The 13942-nt window shown below is 71.3% G+C and carries 13 protein-coding genes and 1 pseudogene; 9 read left to right on the forward strand and 5 right to left on the reverse strand.

Translation table 11 applies throughout. From position 1 onward, the window contains the following. Nucleotides 1–5 precede the first annotated feature (5 nt). Nucleotides 6–728: a TetR/AcrR family transcriptional regulator gene (locus tag ABT114_RS20025; protein WP_351144138.1), complete on the reverse strand. Its 723-nt coding sequence runs from the start codon at nt 726–728 to the stop codon at nt 6–8. Nucleotides 729–791: 63 nt separating this feature from the next. Between ABT114_RS20025 and ABT114_RS20030 the strand changes: the two genes are divergently transcribed. The 3 genes and pseudogenes from ABT114_RS20030 to ABT114_RS20040 form a co-directional block, all read left to right on the forward strand. Next, complete coding sequence (locus ABT114_RS20030; protein WP_351144139.1) at nt 792–1763, forward strand: ATP-binding cassette domain-containing protein; 972 nt, start codon at nt 792–794, stop codon at nt 1761–1763. Further along, nucleotides 1760–2542: an ABC transporter permease gene (locus ABT114_RS20035; protein ID WP_351144140.1), complete on the forward strand. Its 783-nt coding sequence runs from the start codon at nt 1760–1762 to the stop codon at nt 2540–2542. Before ABT114_RS20030 ends, ABT114_RS20035 begins: the two co-directional genes overlap by 4 nt. 24 nt (nt 2543–2566) lie before the next feature. After that, nucleotides 2567–2806: pseudogene (locus ABT114_RS20040) on the forward strand (CoA transferase); the annotation flags it as partial. 9 nt (nt 2807–2815) lie between these two features. Here the strand turns inward: ABT114_RS20040 and ABT114_RS20045 are convergent. The 3 genes from ABT114_RS20045 to ABT114_RS20055 all read right to left on the reverse strand — a co-directional run bounded on the left by ABT114_RS20045 (nt 2816) and on the right by ABT114_RS20055 (nt 4552). Next, nucleotides 2816–3085, reverse strand: a complete 270-nt coding sequence (locus tag ABT114_RS20045; protein ID WP_351144141.1) for a hypothetical protein — start codon at nt 3083–3085, stop codon at nt 2816–2818. Nucleotides 3086–3200: 115 nt separating this feature from the next. Further along, entirely contained in the window at nt 3201–4013 is an 813-nt protein-coding gene (locus tag ABT114_RS20050; RefSeq protein ID WP_351144142.1) for an anti-sigma factor, read from the reverse strand. Next, nucleotides 4010–4552 carry a sigma-70 family RNA polymerase sigma factor gene (locus ABT114_RS20055; RefSeq protein ID WP_351144143.1) on the reverse strand — a complete coding sequence of 181 codons (543 nt, stop codon included), beginning with the start codon at nt 4550–4552 and terminating at the stop codon, nt 4010–4012. Before ABT114_RS20055 ends, ABT114_RS20050 begins: the two co-directional genes overlap by 4 nt. 207 nt (nt 4553–4759) lie before the next feature. Between ABT114_RS20055 and ABT114_RS20060 the strand changes: the two genes are divergently transcribed. From ABT114_RS20060 to ABT114_RS20075, 4 genes are all read left to right on the forward strand, one after another. After that, entirely contained in the window at nt 4760–6295 is a 1536-nt protein-coding gene (locus ABT114_RS20060) for a DUF4331 domain-containing protein (RefSeq protein WP_351144144.1), read from the forward strand. Nucleotides 6296–6401: 106 nt separating this feature from the next. Beyond that, on the forward strand, nt 6402–7952 hold the full coding sequence (locus tag ABT114_RS20065; protein WP_351144145.1) for a tetratricopeptide repeat protein: 1551 nt from the start codon (nt 6402–6404) through the stop codon (nt 7950–7952). Then, entirely contained in the window at nt 7949–9577 is a 1629-nt protein-coding gene (locus tag ABT114_RS20070; RefSeq protein ID WP_351144146.1) for a HoxN/HupN/NixA family nickel/cobalt transporter, read from the forward strand. The genes ABT114_RS20065 and ABT114_RS20070 overlap by 4 nt, the downstream gene beginning before the upstream one ends. 27 nt (nt 9578–9604) lie before the next feature. Continuing rightward, a complete protein-coding gene (locus ABT114_RS20075; RefSeq protein ID WP_351144225.1) occupies nt 9605–11227 on the forward strand; it encodes a serine/threonine-protein kinase in 1623 nt (540 codons plus the stop codon). Nucleotides 11228–11231: 4 nt separating this feature from the next. Here ABT114_RS20075 and ABT114_RS20080 read toward each other — a convergent pair whose 3' ends face one another. Further along, nucleotides 11232–12029 carry an SGNH/GDSL hydrolase family protein gene (locus ABT114_RS20080; protein WP_351144147.1) on the reverse strand — a complete coding sequence of 266 codons (798 nt, stop codon included), beginning with the start codon at nt 12027–12029 and terminating at the stop codon, nt 11232–11234. 292 nt (nt 12030–12321) lie between these two features. Between ABT114_RS20080 and ABT114_RS20085 the strand changes: the two genes are divergently transcribed. Together ABT114_RS20085 and ABT114_RS20090 are read left to right on the forward strand one after the other, a co-directional pair. Then, nucleotides 12322–12750 (forward strand): hypothetical protein, encoded by a 429-nt coding sequence (locus tag ABT114_RS20085; protein WP_351144148.1) that lies wholly within the window; start codon nt 12322–12324, stop codon nt 12748–12750. A gap of 1 nt (nt 12751) precedes the next feature. After that, nucleotides 12752–13846, forward strand: a complete 1095-nt coding sequence (locus ABT114_RS20090) for a GNAT family N-acetyltransferase (protein WP_351144149.1) — start codon at nt 12752–12754, stop codon at nt 13844–13846. Nucleotides 13847–13942: the final 96 nt, after the last annotated feature.

The following is a 13942-nucleotide window of genomic DNA, read 5'->3' on the forward strand; positions in this document are numbered from 1 at the left end:
TGGGTTCAGCTGATCTGACGCTTGGGTTCAAAGGCATCGAGCACTCTCCCCAACGCCCGCTCGAACACCGCCTCCAGATCGATCGGCCCCGCATCCTCCATGAACGCCGCCGCCATCCGCGGATAAGCCCCACTCGCGATCCGACCGCCCAGATAACCGATGCGCGCCGCGTTCTCCTGCTCCTCCGACCACGGCAACGACCGCACCCGCTCGGCCGTGGCGATCTCGTTCGAGACGTACACCGTCACGACCCCGTTCAGCATCGCGACCAGCTCCGTCTTCGTGCCGTAGGACGCCTCCAGCGGGTCCAGGCAGGCCAGGCAGTGCTCGATGTAGCGCAGGGCGTGGGGGCTGAACCCGTAGACCGGTGACATCAGCCCCGGCAGCCAGGGATGGCGGAGCATCAGCGCACGCGTCTGGTGGGCGACGCGGAGCATGTCGGCCCGCCAGTCACCGGTCGGCTCCCACAGCTCGTGCTCGCCGCTGACCGCGTCCACCATCAGCTCGTACAGGTCCTCCTTACGGGGGACGTAGTTGTACAACGACATGGTCCCGCAGCCCAGCTCCGCCGCGACATGCCGCATGGACACCGCGTCGAGCCCCTGCGCGTCGGCGATGCGCACCGCCGCCGCCGCGATGTCGGCGCGGGTGTACGCCGGTTTCGGCCCACGGCCCGTCCGCTCGGGGCGCGCCCAGATCACTTCGGGTACGGCCGGTCGGCCCGCCATCGATCATCACCTCGACCACCATCCTAGTTACGTACAGCGTACGTAGTGCGCTATGGTCGGGACATGACTACTACGTACGCTGTACTTAGTGAAGGGCTGGAGAAGCGGTTCGGTGATGTCCGTGCCCTGCGCGGGCTGGACCTGGCCGTGCCGCAGGGCACGGTCTGCGGCGTCCTGGGCCCGAACGGGGCGGGCAAGACCACGGCCGTCCGACTGCTCACCACGCTGCTGCGGCCGGACGCGGGGTCGGCCAGGATCGCCGGGCACGACCTCGTCCGGGAGGCCGCGGCCGTACGGCGCGGGATCGGTGTCACCGGGCAGTACGCGTCGGTCGACGGGGACCTCACCGGACGCCAGAACCTGCGGCTGTTCGCCCGCCTGCACCGGGTGCGGGGGCCGGCCGAGCGGGCCGGTGAGCTCCTGGACCGCTTCGGACTGACCGAGGCCGCCGACCGGCCGGCGTCCGCCTACTCCGGCGGAATGCGGCGCCGCCTGGACCTGGCGGCCAGCCTGATCCGCCGTCCGGAGGTGCTCTTCCTGGACGAGCCGACCACGGGACTCGACCCGGCCAGCCGGAACCAGATCTGGGACGCCGTGCGCGAGCTCAAGGCGGACGGCACGACCGTGCTGCTGACCACTCAGTACCTGGAGGAGGCCGACCAACTCGCCGACGACATCGCCCTGATGCAGCGGGGGCGGGTGGCACACACCGGTTCGCCCGCGCACCTCAAGGCGCTCATCGGCTCCTGTGCGCAGGTGGTCGTCGCGGACGCGGACGTCATGGCGAAGGCGGCCGGCGTCCTGGACCGCCTCACCGGCTCCGAGCCCACGTTCGACCACGACCGCAACGCCGTGGGCGCGGTCACCCGGGACCCCACCCTCACCCTGCCGCGCCTCGTGCGCGAACTCGACGCGGCGGGCGTGCCGTTGCTCGACGTGACCCTGCGGCCGCCGACCCTCGACGACGTCTTCCTGAGCCTCACCGACGAGACCGACCCGGCCGCCCTGGCCGACCGGAAGGAGCACGTGGCATGAGCACGCTGGCGTACGACGGCACCGCGATGCTGGGCAGGCAGCTCCAGCGGATCCGGAACAACCCGGCGTTGGTGATCCTCACCCAGACGATGCCGGTCACCATGCTGCTGTTCTTCGGCTACGTCTTCGGCAGCGCGCTCGCGATGCCCGGCGCGGAGTACCGCTCCTTCCTCGTGCCGGGGCTGCTGGTGGCCACCACCGCCAACGGGATCATGACCGGCATGTTCCAGGCCGCCCAGGACACCCACCGGGGCGTGACGGACCGCTTCCGCACGCTGCCGATGAACCGGGCCGCCGCGCCGCTCGGACAGGCGGTGGCCGACCTCGTCGTCACGGCCGTGGGGACGGTGCCGTTCCTGCTGGTCGGGCTGGCGGTGGGCTGGCGGGTCGAAGGGTCGGCGACCGGGGCGGCGGGCGCGCTGGGCCTGCTGCTGCTGTTCCGGTTCGCGTGCACCTGGGCGGGGATCTTCCTCGGGCTGCTGACCCGCAGCGAGGAGGGGGCGGGCCAGCTGGGCAGCGCCACGTTCATGCTGCCGCTGCTGTCCAACGCTTACATCCCCACCGACAACCTGCCGGGCTGGCTGCGCACACTCGCCGAGTGGAACCCGATCAGCGCGGTGACGACGGCCCTGCGGGACCTGTTCGGCAACGCCCCCGTCCCCGTCGGCGCCGCCTGGCCGGTCGCGCACCCGGTCGCCGGTTCGCTGGCCTGGTGTGCCGCCCTGATCGCCGTGTTCGCGCCGGCGGCCGTGAACCGGTACGCACACCCGCGCGCATGACAAAGGCGTACGCGTCGGTGAAGTCGCGACCTGTACGAGGTGGCGGAGCATCCGCAGCCGGCGACTCGGTGGCGGTGGCGGGGGGTAGGGACGCCGACCGGGCCGCTGCGGGCACCGCTGCCGCCGATCACGCTGCCGGGCGGAGCGGAGGCAAGGAGGGGGGACGTGCCCGCGCTCGGGGAGCACACCGAGGCACTGCTGCGCGCCGTGGGGATGACGGACGAGCTGATCGCAGCACTGCGCCGGGACGGTGTGGCCGCCTGAGCGCGGGCCTCAGTTCCCGCCGAACAGTGAACGGCGCAGCCGGCGCAGCGGCGCGAAGAGCGACACGCGGCGCACTCGCGCGACCCTGCTGGTGTTGTCGTGCTGGGTGTCACGCGCCGTGAGCTCACGCATCAGCAAGGTCGCCTCGGCCGTCTCACGCTGCGGTATGGCGGGACCCGCCAGCACCGAGAGATGGCGGTCGAGGCGCGAGCTGGTCGCGCTGCTCCCGCAGGTGATCGCAGGGACCCTCGCCCTGCTGGGCACTGTTATCTGTTCCATGTCACTCCCCACCCGTACGAGTCCACCCGGCCCGGGCAGAGTAACCCTATCGCCCCCTCGGGGCACTCGTGTATCGCGGGCACAGGATTCACCTTCCTGGTAAGGGGGTTGACGACTACTCTCCGAATCCAAGCGATTTCAGGGCGAGTTGGACAATCGGCTGAGTAGTGGGCTGTGCTGAGCCCCCGTCGGGTTCGACGGTCACAGCGAGTGACGTGGCGGACTTGTCGAGACCGGACGTGACCAGGGGCGTGTCGCCGTCGAAGAGACCGAGGGAGCGCGGTCGCACGTCGGGGCGCATGAGCCACAACTGGTGCACCTGTCCGTCCGACAGGTCGTCGTATCCGGTCAAGGTGACGACCGCACGTCCCTCCGAGGCGGAAGCGATCACTCCGACAGTGCGCCCCCGAGTGTCCCGGTCAGTCGTCGCGCGGGCGTCCGGAGCTGCGAGAACGTGGGCGATCTCACGCGACTGCGCCTGCTCGGCCTTCAGCTCGTCCTGGGTGCGGTTGGCCTGGACGGCGAAGAGCGAGGCGACGACGAGGGCCGCGGCGGCCGTCGCCGTGGCGAACGGGACGAAGAGAGGGCGCGGGCGGGGCGCACGGGTGCGCGCGGGCGCCGGCTGCGTGCCCCAGACGTGCGGCGGCAGCTGCGGCGTGCGCTCCCGTCCCGGGGCGGGCGCCTGCGGAGTCGTCCGTACGGCGGCCATGACCCGTTCGCGCATCCCGGCCGGCGGCGGGGCGGCCGTGGACCAGGCGAGCCGGACGGCGTCCTCGGTCAGGGCGCGGACCTCGGCGGCGCAGCGGTCGCACCCCTTGAGGTGCCGCTCGAAACGCAGCCGCTCGGCGGGTTCCAGGGCGTCGAGGGCGTAGGGGGCGGCGAGCGAGTGCAGGTCCTCGCGTCGAAGCAGGCGGTCGAGGACGCTCATGCGACACCTCCCAGGCATTTGCGCAGCTGGGTGAGCCCGTCGCGCATACGTGTCTTGACCGTGCCCAGGGGGAGGGAGAGCCGCTCGGCCACTTCACGGTACGTGTATCCGTCGTAGTAGGCGAGGGTGACGGACTGGCGCTGCAGGGCCGTCAGCCGGTCCAGGCAGCGGCGCACCCACTCGCGTTCCAGCCTCGCCTCGACCTCCTCGGTGACCTGGTCGAAGGCGGGGGGGTGGGCGCGTCGCGCCTCGCGCTGCTCGCGTTCGCCGGCCGCGCGTACGCTGCGCACCCGGTCGACGGCGCGGCGGTGGGCGAGGGTGAGGATCCAGGACAGGGCGCTGCCGCGGCCCGGATCGAAGCGGGCGGCGGACCGCCACAGTTCGAGCAGCACCTCCTGGGACACCTCCTCCGACTGCGCCGGGTCCCGCACGACGCGGCGTACGAGCCCGAACACCGGGCCGGACACCAGTCCGTACAGCTCCTCGAATGCCTTCTGGTCACCACCGGCCACGAGCACCAGAAGCTCGTCCGCCTCCATGCGGTCCCCCTCTCCTCGGCCGCACCCGGCCCGTCCCGTCACCCCAGGCATTCGCAACGAACGCACCTCCGGACGGTGTTACGGATCAGCGTGCCCAAAACGCGGGTGGAGCAGGGAGGAAAAGAATTTTCCCGATCGACCAATCCGGTCGGGGTCTCGGGTCCGTATACCCGTCCGTCAGGCAAGTTGGCACTGAGGACGGACGGCATGACACCTATCTCCAGGAGCGGTACGGGACGCCGAAGCGTTGCGGCCCTCATATGTGGTGCGCTGGCCGCCGGGGGGCTCACAGCCGCCGGTGTGGCCATGCTGGAACCTGGGGCGGCCTCCGCCTCCAGCCACCGGGAGGCCCCGCTGATCTCGGGAACGCCGCAGTACGACAACACGGACGTGTACGCCTTCGTGAGTCCGGACAAGCCGGACACGACGACGATCATCGCGAACTGGATCCCCTTCGAGGAGCCGGCCGGCGGACCGAACTTCTACACGTTCGCGGACGACGCCCAGTACGACATCCACATCGACAACAACGGTGACGCGCAGGGCGAGCTGCTGTTCCGCTACACCTTCAAGACGCACACCAAGAACAAGGACACGTTCCTCTACAACACGGGTGCGGTCGAGAGTCTGGACGACCCCGACCTGAACATCACGCAGACGTACGACATCGACCTGATCCGGCTGAAGAACCAGCACCAGCTGTCGAAGACGAAGATCGCGGACGACGTTCCGGTCGCGCCGTCGAACGTCGGTAAGGCGTCGATGCCGGACTACGGCAAGCTGCGCGACCAGGCGGTCCACAAGCTCTCCAGCGGCGCGCAGACGTTCGCGGGCCAGGCGGACGACCCGTTCTTCCTGGACCTGCGCGTCTTCGACCTCCTCTACGGCGGGAACCTCTCCGAGGTCGGCCGGGACACGCTCAAGGGCTACAACGTCAACTCGATCGCGCTCCAGCTCCCGAACGACATGATCACGGAGTCGAAGCACCAGCCGATCGTCGGCATCTGGTCGACGACCCAGCGCAAGAACGCGAGCGGCTACTACACGCAGGTCTCGCGTCTGGGCAACCCGCTCGTCAACGAGGTCGTCAACCCTCAGAAGGACAAGGACAAGTTCAACGCGTCCTCGCCCTGGGAGGACGCGCAGTTCCTGAAGAACGTCACCAACCCCGAGCTGCCGAAGCTCATCGAGGCGATCTACAAGATCAAGGCGCCCGCCGAGCCGCGCAACGACCTGGTGGACGTCTTCCTGAAGGGCGTGAAGGGTCTCAACCAGCCGCCCTACGTGAAGCCGGCCGAGGAACTGCGCCTGAACACCTCGATCGAGCCGAGCGCCCACCCCAAGCGGCTGGGTGTGCTGGACGGCGACAACGCCGGCTTCCCGAACGGCCGCCGGCTCACCGACGACGTGATCGACGCCTCCCTCCAGGTCGTCGAGGGCGAACTGGTCGGCTCCAAGAACGACCTGGGTGACGCGGTCGACGCCAACGACAAGAAGTTCGGGCACTCCTTCCCGTACCTGGCCAACCCGACCTCGGGCTCGCGCGGGGCGCTCGCCAAGGGCACGACCAGCGGCACGGACGTCCGTAGCCAGCTCGGCGACGCGCTGAAGCCGTCCGGCTCCTCGAGCAGCGGCCCCGACACCACCCTGATCGCCGCCTCCGCGGCCTCGGGCGCGGCCGGTGTCCTGCTGATCGGCACGGGTCTGGCCTGGTGGCGACGCCGCATGCAGCGGCCGTACTAGGACCTGTCCCAGCCGCACCGCACCCCCACCGACTGGCGCGGCCCGCACGTACTCATCCCCCACGGTGCGGGCCGCGCCGCCCCACGCGACGACCTGAGGAGAGGGCATGTCCCCGCGTACGAACGACAGCGCACCGCAGAGGGAGACCATCACCTCGCCCTCCGCCTCACCGGATCCGCAGCACACGGGGACCGAGGCGCACGACGCCGGCGCCGAGGGCTCCCCGGCCCTGACCGGGACCGCCCCCGAGGCGGAGAACACCGCCACCGCTCCCTCCGCCGACCCCCGGGTCACCGCCGTGCGTCGCGTCGCTGCTGCCGGGCGTCGTTGGCGGGTCGGTCACCTTGCCGGGTGTGCCGCCCTGCTGGCCGTGGCGCTCACCGCCGGCGCCATCGCGGTCGGGGCCGTGCGGGACGGGCGGGAGGTCGCCGTCGCGGCGGCGCCCGCGGCCGTGTCGCCCGCGTTGCTGGCCGGCGGGAATCTGGACGCGAGCATCGCCGCGCTGCAGACCCATCTGCGCGGCCAGCCGAGGGACTTCAGCGGGTGGGCGACGCTCGGACTCGCCTACGTCGAGCAGGCGCGCACCAAGGGTGACCCCTCGCGCTACCCGCAGGCCGAGCAGGCGTTGAAACGCTCACTCGACCTGGCGCCCGACAACGACCCCGCCCTCGCCGGCCGCGCCGCCCTCGCCGCCGCCCGCCACGACTTCAAGGGCGCCCTCGAGTACGCCGACCAGGCCCTGAAGCAGAACCCCTACAGCGAACGCGCCCTGTGCTCCCGTATCGACGCCCTCGTCGAACTCGGCCGGTACGACGACGCGCAGCAGGCCGCCGACACCGCCGACGCCCGGCACCCCGGCGTCCCCGTCTTCACGCGGTACGCGTACGTACGGGAACTGCGCGGCGACGTGACCACGGCCCGCCGGGTCCTGGAACGGGCCCTGGCGAGCGCGACCTCCCCCGGCGACGTGGCGTACGTCTCCACCCAGCTCGGCCAACTCGCCTGGAACCAGGGCCGATACAAGTCGGCTCTCGACCACTTCGCCCGCGCGCTCGGCGCCGACGAGAACTACCTCCCCGCCCTCGAGGGCCGCGCCCGCGCCCAGGCCGGGAGCGGCGACCGGGCCGGTGCGATCGAGGGGATGGAGAACGTCGTCTCCCGGTACCCGCTGCCCGGCCCCCTCGTCGAACTCGGCGAGCTGTACGAGGCCCGCGGCGCCGACGGCGACAAGCGCAAGGCCGGCGACCAGTACGCCCTCGTCGACGCCTGGACCGCCCTCGCCCGCGCCAACGGCGTCAACGCCGACCTCGACACCGCGCTCGCCGCCGCCGACCACGGCGACGCGAAGTCCGCCCTGCGCGCGGCGCGCGCCGAGTGGGCCCGCCGCCACACCGTGCACACCGCGGACGCCCTCGCCTGGGCCCTGCACGTCAACGGCCAGGACGAGGAAGCCCTCCCCTACGCCCGCGAGGCCACCGCCACCGGCTACCGCAACGCCTCCTTCCTCTACCACCGCGGCGTCATCGAGCGGGCCACCGGCCACGAGAAGGACGCCCGCAACCGACTGACCGCCGCCCTGAAGCTGAACCCCGGCTTCTCACCCCTGGGCGCCCGTGCCGCCCGTACCGAACTGAAGTCCCTGGAGGCGGCCCGGTGAAGCCCCGTCGTCCGCTCGTCTCCGGCGCCGCCGTCCTCACGGCCGCCTGCGCGCTCGTGCTCGTCCCCGCCGGGGCCGCGAGCGCCCATCCCCTCGGCAACTTCACCGTCAACCGCTACGACGGTCTCGTCGCCGCCCCCGGCCAACTCCGCGTCGACCACGTCGAGGACCTCGCCGAGATCCCGGCCACCCAGGCCAAGCCCGACCTCGAACGGCTGGGCACGGCCGAGTGGGCCCGGCAGCGGTGCGAGAAGGCCGCCGAGGGCAGCCGGGTCACCGTCGACGGGCGTGCCACCGCCCTCACCGTCGGGACCAGTCACGCCCGACTCCGGCCCGGTCAGGCGGGGCTCGACACCCTCCGCGTCGAGTGCCGCCTGACCGCACCACTGCCAAAGGGCGACTCCGTCACCCTCCGCTTCCACAGCGCGGGCCTCTCCTCCGGACCCGGCTGGCGGGAGATCACCGCACGCGGCGACCGTACGACGCTCACCGCGACGGACGTACCGAAGGACTCGGTCTCACAGGAACTGACCGGCTACCCCAAGGAGTTGCTCTCCTCGCCGGCCGACACCGCCACCGCCTCCCTGAAGCTGCGGCCCGGCGGCCCGGCCCTGGCCGAGGAAGGAGACCGGGACGCCCCCGCCGCCTCCGTCCTCCCCCGCGGCGCCGACCGCTGGACCCAGGCCCTGGACAACCTGGTCGCCCGCCATGACCTCACCTTCGGCTTCGCCGCGCTGGCGCTGCTCATCGCGGTCGCCCTGGGCGCGATGCACGCACTCGCCCCCGGCCACGGCAAGACCATCATGGCCGCCACGGCGGCCGCACGCGGCGGCCGGGCCCGCCTCAAGGACGTCCTGCCCCTGGCCGCGTCGGTGACCGTCACCCACACCCTGGGCGTGGTCGCCCTGGGTCTCCTGGTCACGGCCGGTTCGGCCGCGGCGCCCTCGGTGATCGCCTGGCTGGGCGTGGCGAGCGGCGCGCTGGTGCTGCTGGCGGGCGTGAGCCTCGTACGTCGGGCATGGCGGAGCCGAAGGCACGCACACGGACACGGACATGACCACACCCACCCCCACACGCAGGAAACCGAAGAGGCCCGGGAGCGCCCGCTCGCGCTCGTCGGCGCCCGCGCCGAAACCACACCCGCACCTTCAGAAGCCCACCCGCACCCGCATCCCCACGCCCACCATCACCATCACCATCACGGGCACGATCACGACCACGACCACGGACACGGCCTCGAACACACCCACAACGGCTTCACCCACACCCACCCCACCGCCCCCACCCTCCGCGGCACGATCCTCCTCGGCTTCGCCGGTGGGCTCGTGCCCAGTCCCTCCGCCGTCGTCGTGCTCGTGGGCGCCGCCGCGCTGGGCCAGGCCTGGTTCGGGCTGCTGCTCGTCGTCGCGTACGGCGCCGGGCTCGCCCTCACGCTCACCGCGGCCGGGTTCGCCGTCGTCCGGCTGGGCACGGGTATGACCCGGGCGCTGGACAAGCGCCCCCGCTGGACCACCCACCCGGTCGTCACCGCCGTACGCCGATCCACGCCCCTGTGGTCGGCGCTGGTCGTCGTGGCCCTCGGGGCCGGACTGGTGTTCAAGGGGGCGGCATCCGTACTCGGCTGAGCTACTTTTGTGAAGGTATTCGCCTGGATGCGGATGGGGGCGCTGGTGTCCGAAGAACCGGGCAGTGAACGTCTGATCGCGGGCCGCTACCGTCTGCTGTCCCCGCTCGGCGAGGGCGGCATGGGGACCGTGTGGCGGGCCCGCGACGAGGTGCTGCACCGCGAGGTCGCCGTCAAGGAGGTACGCGCCCCGGCGGGCCTGGCGGGGCCCGACGTGGAGCGGATGTACGCCCGGCTGGAGCGCGAGGCGTGGGCCGCCGCCCGGGTCGCCAACCGCAACGTGGTGACGGTGTACGACGTGGCCATGCAGGACGGCCGCCCCTGGATCGTCATGGAACTGGTCCGCGGTATCTCGCTCGCCGAACTCCTGGACGCCGAGGGCCCGCTCACCCCGCAGCGCGCCGCGCACATCGGCGCCGAGGTGCTGGCCGCGCTGCGTGCCGCGCACGAGGCGGGGGTGCTGCACCGGGACGTGAAGCCGGCCAACGTCCTGCTGTCGAACGACGGCCGGGTGGTGCTCACCGACTTCGGTATCGCCATGGTCGAGGGCAGCTCCGCACTGACCATGACCGGCGAGGTCATCGGTTCGCCCGAATTCCTGGCCCCCGAGCGGGCACTGGGGCGCACGCCGGGTCCCGAGTCGGACCTGTGGTCGCTCGGCGTGCTGCTGTACGCGGCGGTCGAGGGCAACTCCCCCTTCCGCCAGGACACTCCGCTGAGCACTCTGCGCGCGATCGTCGACGAGGAGCTCCCGCCGCCGTACCGGGCAGGGCCGCTCGCCCCCGTCATCGAGGGGCTGCTGCGCAAGGACCCGGCCGAGCGGCTGCCCGCCGCGCGGGCCGAGCAGGACCTGCGGGTCATCGGCGCGGGCGGCAACCCGCGCGCGGACACCGTACGGGCGGTGCCCTATCCGCCGACGGCCGCCACCCGCCCCCAGGAGTCCCGCCAGGAACCGCCGCCGTGGCCCGGCCCGGCGGCCGCGACACAGCCCGCCCCCGCCGCGACGACCACCGCGACCCGGCCGGACGGCAACCGTCGCGCCGCCGTCGTGCTGATCGCGGGCCTGGCCGCCCTCGCGCTGGCCATCGCCGGACTGACGTACGCACTGCTGAACCGCGACGACGACAACGGGAACAACGGCGGCCCGGGCACCAACACCCAGAGCGGCGACGGGATTTCACCCACCGCGAGTAAGCAGAGCCCCTCGGACGACCAGCCGCCGCCCTCGACGCCCCACAGCAGCAGCCCTACGACCACCGCCCCGCCGCAGACCGTCGACGTCGTCCTCGCGGGCGCGAACACGGAGTACACGGGCAGCTGTCCGCCGTCGGACGCCGACGCGCCGGCGTTCACGGCGACGATCACGGTGGGCCGGCTGCCGGCAGAGGTCGACTACCGCTGGGTGTCGAAGAACGGCCAGGTCTCGGACCCGGGCTGGAAGACCCTGTCGTTCCCCGCGGGCGGCGGGCGGTCCCAGCAGGACAAGGTGATCGTGACGACGTACTCGGAGAGCGGCACGTTCACGAACGAGATCAGCGTGGAGGTGCGCGACCCGGTGCACAAGACGTCCGACGCGGTGCCGTTCTCGGTGACGTGTGTGCAGGAGACCCCGACGGGCGAGGTCTCCCCCTCACCTTCTGTCACTCAGTAGGAGCTCAGGCCGCGTTCGTCAGCACCGGCAGGTAGCCGCTCGACTGCCCGGTCGCGGTCGGGTGGTAGGAGATGCCGATGTCCAGCCAGTTGAGACTGTGCAGCCAGGAACTGCCGGAGCAGATCTCGTGGCCGGTGAACGTGGTGCGGACGTCACCGAAGGTGAAGCCGTGGGCGGCGGCGCGTTGGGCGACGGTGGTGTTGAGGGAGTCGGACGCGCCGTTGATCGCGGCGCGCTTGGTGTCGGAGAGACCGACGCACGTGGTGCTGAGCTCGTAGAAGCGGGGGTAGCCGATCACGACCACGTGGGCGTTCGGGGCCTTGGCGCTGATCGCGTTGTAGACGCCGTCGAGCTTGCCGGGCAGCGTCGAGGCGACGTACGCCTTGGCGGTGTTGATACGAGAGATGCAGTCGCTCTCGGACTGGAGCACACAGGTCGTCATGACGTCGGCGAATCCGGCGTCGTTGCCGCCGATGGTGATCGAGACCAGGCCGGTGGAGGAGCTGAGTCCGCCGAGTTGGTTCGCCAGGACTTCATCCGTTCGGGCGCCCGAGCAGGCGACGAAGGTGAACGACGAGGGTGAGTGGGCGGCGTTCCAGAGGTAGGGGTACGCCTTCGTGCTGCGGTCGCAGTCGCCGCTGGAGTCGATGTAACTGCCGGAGCCTACTCCGGAGGAGTAGGAGTCACCCAGGGCCACATAGCCGGTGGCTGCGGCCGCCTGCGCCGTGCCGGCCCCGGCGAGGGCGATGCCGCCGGCGAGAAGGAGAGAACTGACGAATGCCGCGATCCGGGAACGTCTCATGGAACCTCCCTTTAGCAGGATCTCTGCCTCAACTGTCTTACCAACTACGCGCGTTGACAGGAAGTGTCCATGCCAAAATTTTTAAACCTCAACTATCACTCGCGCCCCAGCCGAAACGGCAGTTCATTACGTGCTCACGCCAAGTCCATTGACAGTCCGTCAACTGGGTTGGAGGTGACCGGGTGTTCCCCGGAGGAGAAGCGCGATGACCGACTTCCGCATCTTGACGGCCCCCTTCGGGCTGCGCGACATTGAAGCCCGGCATCCGGCGCTTCGGGGGGCAAAGTCGCCAATGCAGACCATACGCATCAAGACACCGTCAACAACGTCGGCGGAGGGCATCGAGCGGGCGGGACCGGGGAGGGACCTGTCGCCGCTGCTCGCGGGCGCCGCCACGGCCGTCGGGACGATCGGTGCGCTGCTCGCGCTCACCGGCTGGGACTCACCCCTGCGCGGCCCGTTCGTGCTGTTCTTCCTGCTCGCGGCCCCGGCCACCGCCATCTCCGCCGCGCTGCGCGGGCTGGATCCGTTCGGTCGCACCCTCGCCTCGGTCGCGGGCGCGGTCGTTCTCAACATGCTGGTGGCCCAGGGCATGCTGGCCGTGCATCGCTGGTCGGTACCCGGCGGGATCACGGCGGTGACCGTGATCAGCGCCCTCACTCTCCTGCTGGTTCTGGTGCGGCGGCGGCGCGGCCGTACGGCGAGAAGACAGGGCTCCTGACGTGGACATCAGCGTGTACCGTCCCGGCGAGCTGAGCGCCGCCGACCGGGCGGCGTGGACGGCGATGCAGTCCAAGGCGCATCTGCACGGCGCGCCCGGTCTCGCGAACCCGTTCCTGTCCCCCGAATTCACGCTCGCGATGGGCCGGGTCAGACGGGGCGTACGGATCGCGGTCGTCCGGGAGGACGGCGAGCCGGCCGCGTACTTCCCGTTCCAGAGAACCACCGCAGGCGTCGGCAGAGCCGTCGGCCTCGGAGTCTCCGACGCACAGGGCCTGGTGCACCGGCCCGGGTTCGTCTGGGACGCCCGCGAGCTGATGCGGGCCTGCGGGCTCGCCGTGTGGGAGTTCGACCACCTGGTGGAAGGCCAGGAGCCGTTCGAGGCGGGAGCCTCCGGCACCTTCCCGTCCCCGGTCATGGACGTCGACCAGGGCTACGAGACCTATCTGGGCCAGCTGCGCGCCCAGTCGCCGAAGTTCACCCGGACCACGCTCGCCAAGGAGCGCAAGCTCGGCCGGGACGCCGACGGCGTGCGGTACGTCCACGACGAGCGCGACCCGGCCGCCCTGAGCACCCTGATGGCGTGGAAGTCCGCGCAGTACCGGCGGACCGGGCGCAGCGACCGCTTCGCGCACGAGTGGATCACCCGCCTCGTGCACCAGCTGTTCCACACCCGCTCCGAGCCGTTCGCCGGGATCCTGTCGGTGCTCTACGCGGACGGCAAGCCGATCGCCGCGCACTTCGGGCTGCGCACCGAACGCGTACTGGCCTGCTGGTTCCCGGCGTACGACCCGGCGTTCTCGAAGTACTCCCCGGGCCTCATCCTGCATCTGCGCATGGCCGAGGCGGCCGCCGCCGACGGCATCGCGTACCTCGATCTCGGCCGGGGCCAGAAGGAGTACAAGGACTCCCTGAAGACACGCGAACTCGCCGTGTCCGAAGGGTGGGTGACACGACGTCACCCCGTGGCGGTCGGACACCGGGCACGGCGTGCCCCGGTCCGGGCGCTGCGCAATGTGGTGCTGTCCCGTCCGGAGCTCTTCGAGCCGGCGGACAGGCTGCTCAAGCGGATGGGGCATTTCCGCTCGAGCCGTTGAGCAATACCGTCAAAGTTGTGCAACGACCAAACCAACAAAAACGTGAGGCCACGTTCCAGGTCTTGCCATATGGGTTCAATCATCAATACCGTCGTA

This window comes from Streptomyces sp. NPDC002088, assembly GCF_040296605.1.
Taxonomy (GTDB): Bacteria; Actinomycetota; Actinomycetes; order Streptomycetales; family Streptomycetaceae; genus Streptomyces.

Coding starts and splice junctions, on each gene's coding strand:
- ABT114_RS20065 (WP_351144145.1), top strand. CDS start 6,402: ATGTCCCCGCGTACGAACGACAGCGCACCGCAGAGGGAGACCATCACC.
- ABT114_RS20060 (WP_351144144.1), top strand. CDS start 4,760: ATGACACCTATCTCCAGGAGCGGTACGGGACGCCGAAGCGTTGCGGCC.
- ABT114_RS20075 (WP_351144225.1), top strand. CDS start 9,605: ATGCGGATGGGGGCGCTGGTGTCCGAAGAACCGGGCAGTGAACGTCTG.
- ABT114_RS20055 (WP_351144143.1), bottom strand. CDS start 4,552: ATGGAGGCGGACGAGCTTCTGGTGCTCGTGGCCGGTGGTGACCAGAAG.
- ABT114_RS20030 (WP_351144139.1), top strand. CDS start 792: ATGACTACTACGTACGCTGTACTTAGTGAAGGGCTGGAGAAGCGGTTC.
- ABT114_RS20025 (WP_351144138.1), bottom strand. CDS start 728: ATGGCGGGCCGACCGGCCGTACCCGAAGTGATCTGGGCGCGCCCCGAG.
- ABT114_RS20050 (WP_351144142.1), bottom strand. CDS start 4,013: ATGAGCGTCCTCGACCGCCTGCTTCGACGCGAGGACCTGCACTCGCTC.
- ABT114_RS20045 (WP_351144141.1), bottom strand. CDS start 3,085: ATGGAACAGATAACAGTGCCCAGCAGGGCGAGGGTCCCTGCGATCACC.
- ABT114_RS20085 (WP_351144148.1), top strand. CDS start 12,322: ATGCAGACCATACGCATCAAGACACCGTCAACAACGTCGGCGGAGGGC.
- ABT114_RS20080 (WP_351144147.1), bottom strand. CDS start 12,029: ATGAGACGTTCCCGGATCGCGGCATTCGTCAGTTCTCTCCTTCTCGCC.
- ABT114_RS20035 (WP_351144140.1), top strand. CDS start 1,760: ATGAGCACGCTGGCGTACGACGGCACCGCGATGCTGGGCAGGCAGCTC.